Here is a 6,424-nt window from a genome sequence, read left to right on the forward strand (position 1 = left end):
TGGTGGAGCAGAGACTACGGAAAATCAGACGGAAACGCCACCCGGCAGTGACTCAAAAAGCTCCGGCAAGCAGGCCGATTCCGCAACTGCAAGCAATGACTCCGGCAATACGTGGGAAAAGGCGGGCTGACGCATATCAGCCCGCCTTTTCCACGGTCTCCTAAGAGTTTCTTAGTAATTTTTCCAGCTCATCCAGCATTTTTTCAAACTTGGCTAAGGTCACTTCAATCGGTTCCGGCGAGGACATGTCGACGCCGGCTTTTTTCAGCAGATTCAGGGAATAATCCGAGCCGCCGCTTTTCAAAAAGTTGAGATAGCGTTCCCGGGCGGGGGCGCCTTCCTGCTGAATACTGGCAGCAAAGGCATTGGCCGCAGAAAAGCCGGTGACATACTGGTAGACATAGAAGCTGGAGTAGAAGTGAGGAATACGGGCCCACTCCACGTCGATTTCTTTATCCACAACAATGTCTGAACCATAGTATTTTGCATTCAGATCATGCCAGATTTCATCCAAAAAGTCGGCGGTCACCGATTCGCCGTCTTCAACTTTTTCATACAGCAGTTTTTCGAATTCCGCGAACATAGTCTGGCGATATACGGTGGCCCTGACTGATTCCAGATACTGATTGATCAGATACATTCTTACCTGGGAATCTTTGGTGGTCTTAAGCATGTAGTCCATCAGCAGAGTTTCGTTGGTGGTGGAGGCAATTTCCGCCGAGAAAATCGTGTAAGAAGATGTGGCATAAGGCTGATGCTTTTGGCTGTAGTAGCTGTGGATGGCATGCCCCATCTCATGGGCAATGGTGGATACATCGTCGTAACGTCCGGTATAGTTTAACAGTACAAAAGGATGGACTTGATAGACTCCCCAGGAATAAGCGCCGGTTTGTTTGCCCTGGTTTTCATAGACATCAATCCAGCCAGAGGATAAGCCTTGTTTTAAAACCGACAGATATTCGTCCCCCATGGGTTCCAGTCCTTTTTGCACCAGTTCAAGGGCTTCGGGGTACTTGTATTCCAGTTCCACATTGCGCACTAAGGGAGTGTACAGGTCATACATGTGGATTTCGTCTAACTCCAGCGCCTTTTTCTTCAAGGCAACATAACGGTGGAGCAATGGCAGACGCTTGTGGACAGTGTTAATCAAGTTGTCGTAAACCTGGACTGGCACATTGTCACCTTCCAGGGCGGACTCAATGGTGGAATTGTATTTACGGGTCTTGGTATAGAAAATATTTTTCTTTACATTGCCCCCCAGCGTGGAAGCAAAGGTATTGCGGTATTGGTTATAGGCGCCGAACAGGTGGGTAAAAGCCTGCTGCCGCAGCTGACGATCAGGGGACATGATATATGTGCGGTAACGGGATTCACTCAGTTGGAGCTTATTTCCCTTGGAATCGCTGATCTGGGGGAATTTCATATCAGCATGAGCCAGCATGTTAAAGGTGGTTTCCGAGGCTTGAGTTGCCTCGCTGGCCCGGGATAATATCTCTTCTTCCGCAGGTGAGAGGATATGCTTCTTCTGGCGGAGGAGATTATCAAAATAAAAACTGTATACGGCCAGTTCCTTTTCTGCCTGGCGGAACTTGGCCAGCTGGGATTCGGGTATTGCCAGAATCTCCGGTTCAATGAAGGAAGCAGCCGCACTGGCTTCGGTCAGCAGAGTTTCCGCCTTGCCGGTCAGAGCTTGGTACTTGGTGTCATTGTTGTTTTCATCCCGGTGCAGGCGGGCATAGGCGTATAGTTTGCCGCCGGTGATCCCAATCTGATCTCTGGCCTTTAAACAAGCGGCCAGATCGGCAGCCGAGCTTGCCAGTTTTCCCTTATACTTGGTCATCGTGGGAATGAGCTGTCTCAATTGGACGAAGCCTTTATCCCATTCACTGTCATTGGCGTAGATATCAGTGATTTTCCATTTGTACTCATCACTGATTTGACTGCGGGGCGGCACCTGAGAACCGCCGGCAGATTCAGCCGCTGCGTGATTTAAAAGCATGGCGCCAACGACACAAGGCAATAATTTTGTCCTCATTATAGTAGCCATGAATACACTCCTTTATTTTGATCCAGGTTTTATTATACTATATTGGCAAATGAACCGTAACTTCCTGTTAGCATCTCAAATTTTTCTGGTTTTATACCCCATAGTAACCGGCAATGCCCTGAAAAATAGACTCAGCGGCCAATGCTCTGCCGTCACCGGACATAAGCAGGATTTCTTCCTCCGGATTAGAGATAAAGCCCGCTTCAATTGATACCGCCGGCAATAGGGCATAACGCAAAATATATAAACTGGCAAAACGGACTCCCCGGTCTTTGATCCGTAAGCCGAGAGCCAGGCTTTTTTGCAGGCTGGTGGCCAGTTTGACAGACTGGGGATTGCCATAATGATAGGTGGTGACGCCGGAAGCGGCCGGATGGGGGAAGCCGTCGTTATGGATGCTGAGGAAAATAGATGCGCCGGATTTGTTGGCGATGGCCACCCTGGCTGCCAGATCTTCCTCAGGAGTGGAATCAGGATAGCCGGCCCTCTGATCCGATTCCCGGGTCATGATGACTCGGGCGCCGTTTCTTTCTAATTTTTGCCGCAACAGCAGGGCAATAGCCAGGGTATTATCTTTTTCATAGCTGCCCGAGGGTCCGGTCGCTCCGGGATCGCTGCCGCCGTGGCCAGGGTCCAGACAGATGGTTTTTCCCAGGAGCCGGGTGCTTTCCACGGCAGGTTCTTCCGCGGGCTGCCGCTGAGGCAGTACGTCGATTGCTTCGCTCTTAGCCTGTAAATACACCGTTTCCAGGGCATTATCGTAATGCAGGTTCCAGTTCTGAGACCTGGCTACTCCTTTTAGCACGGTAAGGATGTCCCTGGTTATTTTCACATCCAGGGGCAGCCTTTGCCCGTCGATTATAATTTTCATGGGTACACCTCCATCCCTCCAGTGGTTGCCTGCTACATTCTATGACAGCAAAGACGGAGCGGTGAGAGCCGCAGGATATTGCCTCGGCAGCAGGGAATAACTAAAGGTGTTTTATTTAGAAGAGCTTTGGAGCGTGGTCGCATGAATGTCCTGGTTACAGCCTTGAATGCGCAGTATGTTCATTCCTCGCTGGCAATCCGGTATTTAAAGTCGTATTGCCGGTCAGCCGGTTTGGAGATACAGACCAGAGAGTATACCATCAATCATGAACTGCTGGATATTCTCGCTGATATCTATAGCGCCCGGCCGGATGTAGTGGGGCTGGCCTGCTATATCTGGAACATCGAAATGTCCCTGCAGATTGCCTGCCTGCTGAAGAAAGTCCTGCCTGATGCTGTTATTGTGCTGGGCGGACCGGAGGTTACTTACGGAGTGGAAGAGATTCTGACGGATCACCCCTATATCGACTACATTGTCCGGGGAGAAGGGGAGAAACTCTTTTGCAGGCTGCTGCTGAATTTGCCTGACAGGGACTCTGTTAAAACCATAGAGGGGATTGCCTGCCGGCGGGAAGACGGGACAGTGCTTTCCGGCTCGCCGGGCATCATAACCGATTTGGATACTATCCCTTTTCCCTACAGTGAACAGGATATAGTACAGCTTAAAGATAAAATCATCTATTACGAATCTTCCCGTGGCTGCCCGTTTTCCTGTCAATACTGCCTGTCCAGCGCCACTCAGGGAGTTCGCTTCTTTTCGCCGGAACGGGTTTGTAAGGATTTGGAACGGTTGATTGCGGCTGATGTTAAGCAGGTCAAGTTTGTGGACCGGACCTTTAACGCCGGTAAGGAGCATTTTCTGCCGATTGTCCGCTTCTTGGCCCGTCAGCCGGGCCGGACTAATTTTCATTTCGAAATTGCCGCCGATCTGCTGGACAAAGAAGCGCTTGATGCCTTTTTGGAGGCCCCGGCCGGCCGGTTTCAGATGGAGATAGGCGTTCAGTCCACCAATGAACCGACTCTGGCGGAGATTCGCCGTAAGAATCATTGGGACAAGATCGTTGAAAATGTGGGACGCATTCGCGAGGCCGGCACGATTCATCTTCATTTGGATTTAATCGTCGGCCTGCCTCATGAGTCCCTCGGCCAATTTGCTCAGTCATTTAATGCCGTCTTTTCGCTTAAACCCCACCAGCTGCAAATTGGTTTTCTTAAACTGTTAAAAGGATCCGGCATCCGCGCCAATGCCGCCAAACATCAGTACCGTTATATGGATTGGGCCCCTTATGAGGTTCTAGCCAATGCCCGGCTGTCCTATCGTGATGTCCGGCAGCTTAAGATACTGGAAGCGGCTTTCAATTATGTCTATAATGGCGGCCGGTTTCACTATCTTATTGACTGGCTGATCATTCGGCGATACAAGGGAGATGCTTTTGCATTTTTCTGGGATCTGGCAGGTTTTTGGGAAGCGGGGGGATTGCATTTGCTGGCCCACAGTCCGAAAAACCTATATAAACATTTACGGGATTTCTGTGCCAGCAGGTTCTCCAGTGACCTGGAACTGTGCCTGCATATTTTGAAAGCCGATGCCCTAACCGCCGACCAGGGGCAAATACGACCGGACTTTCTGCCCTGGAACCTGGATCGGTATGCACAGGAGAGAAATGCTTTTTGGCGCGACGAAGAAGTTGTGAGCCGGTATCTGCCACAGTTTACGTTTACTAATTGGCGGGAATTAAATAAGCGGTATCATATTGAGGTATTCGGACTGAATGCGGCCGCTTATCTTTTAAAACAACCGGTACCTGAGCATAAGTCTGTGGCGGTGCTGTTCTCTTATGATTCCGGCACAATTTGTTTTCAGGCCATAAAACCCAACGACTTTTTTAAGGGAGAGTCAATATGAACCGTTATCGGACTTATGCCGAATATCTTCGGCAAACATACGGCGAAAAAATCTATAAACTGCCGGTCAGTTTGCCTGTAACCTGTCCTAACCGGGACGGCACCTGCGGCGTCAATGGCTGTGTGTTTTGCGGCGAAATTGGCGCCGGCTATGAAAATTTGCCAGCTTCGATGACCGTATCCCAGCAGATTACAGCCAATAAAGCGCATATTGCCCCTAAATATAAAGCTCAAAAATTTATTCCCTACTTCCAAAATTTCAGCAATACCTATTTAACACCGGATAAGCTGGCGGCCTATGTTCAGGAAGCCTGTCAGGAAGATGTGGTGGGCATTGCCCTGGCTACCCGTCCTGACTGTGTACATAACCGGCATCTGGAGATCCTGGGAGAGATAAAAGACCGCTATCATATCGACATCACGCTGGAACTGGGGCTGCAAACAGTGAACTACCACTCCCTAAAAAAAATTAACCGGGGACACACGTTAGCGGAATGGATTGATGCCGTGCTTCGGATCAAAAAATATGAGATGAATGTTTGCACCCACCTCATACTGAATTTGCCCTGGGACACCATGGACGATACCATTGAAAACGCTAAAGTTGTATCGGCATTAGGCATCGAACAGGTGAAGCTCCATGCGTTATATATCGTTAAAAATACGGTGATGGCCGACTGGTTTCAGAAAGGACAACTGCCGCTGATCAGTAAAGAGGAATATGTGGAGAGGGTTGTTGCCTTTTTAGAACATCTTCACCCGGAGGTGATCATTCAAAGGCTGGTCGGCAGAGCGCCGGAAGCCAATACTTTATTTACAAATTGGCAAACCGGCTGGTGGAAGATTAAAGAGGAGATCGAAGAACAGTTAGTGAGCCGCGATACCTACCAAGGTCGTTTGTGCAATTATCTTGGCGGTAGCGCCGTGGCTAAATGGTGCGGGATTTAACGCGATTTTACGATATATCCTCAAAAAAACTTACTTTTCTGTGTTTTCCCGCGGGGTATTTACAGCAGCTTCTTTCACTGCTATGATTAGTACGGTCTATATAAAATGATGAGGAGGGAAAAACCCTGTGGAAAAGCTGGAGCTGCTTGCGAGAATTCAAAAACTGTCTTCTTTAGTTCATAGTGAGGATTTGGCCCAATACAATCTGAGCCAGGAAAGCCTCCAAGAACTGCGCGCCAACCTTGATCGTCTGACCGAAGAGTATATTGCGGCTTACTGCGATCAGGCTGATTTTGCTGTGATGCAAAAAACAGCTTGACAGTCGATCCTTTCTTGTGATAGTATACATTGTGTCAATACAAGTTAATACGGAAACCTATAGCAATGATTTAGTCTATAGAATGCAGATAGAGATTATTTTCCCCTGAAACAGGATGCGATTCACTCGCTCTAGAGGAAACTCAGAGCTTTTTTTATCGCCTAAACTCTTGTTGAGGGCCTGTATAAACTTGTGATGCGATGTAAAACATCAGACAATGATTTTCACCAAAAAAATACATATTGACACAACGCCAAACGTTGTGGTACAATATAAAAACGTCGCGCTACTGCGACAGAGCTCCTTGAAAACTGAACAATGCAGGTAAGAATGAA

Annotated in this window: 5 protein-coding genes; 3 read left to right on the plus strand and 2 right to left on the minus strand. The window is 48.7% G+C overall.

Annotation, left to right across the window (positions count from 1 at the left end; all coding sequences use genetic code 11):
• Positions 1-160 precede the first annotated feature (160 nt).
• Together pepF and ALO_RS19260 are read right to left on the minus strand one after the other, a co-directional pair.
• Complete coding sequence (gene pepF, locus ALO_RS19255; protein ID WP_040293978.1) at positions 161-2,035, minus strand: oligoendopeptidase F; 1,875 nt, start codon at positions 2,033-2,035, stop codon at positions 161-163.
• Between the two features lie 103 nt (positions 2,036-2,138).
• The gene (locus tag ALO_RS19260; RefSeq protein ID WP_004099560.1) at positions 2,139-2,918 is read right to left on the minus strand and encodes an N-acetylmuramoyl-L-alanine amidase family protein; all 780 of its coding nucleotides are present in this window, start codon (positions 2,916-2,918) and stop codon (positions 2,139-2,141) included.
• Between the two features lie 141 nt (positions 2,919-3,059).
• Between ALO_RS19260 and ALO_RS19265 the strand changes: the two genes are divergently transcribed.
• The 3 genes from ALO_RS19265 (at position 3,060) to ALO_RS19275 (ending at position 6,089) form a co-directional block, all read left to right on the plus strand.
• Positions 3,060-4,823, plus strand: coding sequence for a B12-binding domain-containing radical SAM protein (locus ALO_RS19265; RefSeq protein ID WP_004099561.1), 1,764 nt, complete (start codon positions 3,060-3,062; stop codon positions 4,821-4,823).
• The gene (mnmL, locus tag ALO_RS19270; protein WP_004099566.1) at positions 4,820-5,770 is read left to right on the plus strand and encodes a tRNA modification radical SAM protein MnmL/YtqA; all 951 of its coding nucleotides are present in this window, start codon (positions 4,820-4,822) and stop codon (positions 5,768-5,770) included. Before ALO_RS19265 ends, mnmL begins: the two co-directional genes overlap by 4 nt.
• Positions 5,771-5,897: 127 nt before the next feature.
• A complete protein-coding gene (locus ALO_RS19275) occupies positions 5,898-6,089 on the plus strand; it encodes a hypothetical protein (RefSeq protein WP_004099568.1) in 192 nt (63 codons plus the stop codon).
• Positions 6,090-6,424: the final 335 nt, after the last annotated feature.

This window comes from Acetonema longum DSM 6540, assembly GCF_000219125.1.
Taxonomy (GTDB): Bacteria; Bacillota; Negativicutes; order Sporomusales; family Acetonemataceae; genus Acetonema; species Acetonema longum.

Excerpts from the sequence above, each read along its gene's own strand:
- pepF (WP_040293978.1), bottom strand. The coding sequence starts at position 2,035 with ATGAGGACAAAATTATTGCCTTGTGTCGTTGGCGCCATGCTTTTAAAT.
- ALO_RS19260 (WP_004099560.1), bottom strand. The coding sequence starts at position 2,918 with ATGAAAATTATAATCGACGGGCAAAGGCTGCCCCTGGATGTGAAAATA.
- ALO_RS19265 (WP_004099561.1), top strand. The coding sequence starts at position 3,060 with ATGAATGTCCTGGTTACAGCCTTGAATGCGCAGTATGTTCATTCCTCG.
- mnmL (WP_004099566.1), top strand. The coding sequence starts at position 4,820 with ATGAACCGTTATCGGACTTATGCCGAATATCTTCGGCAAACATACGGC.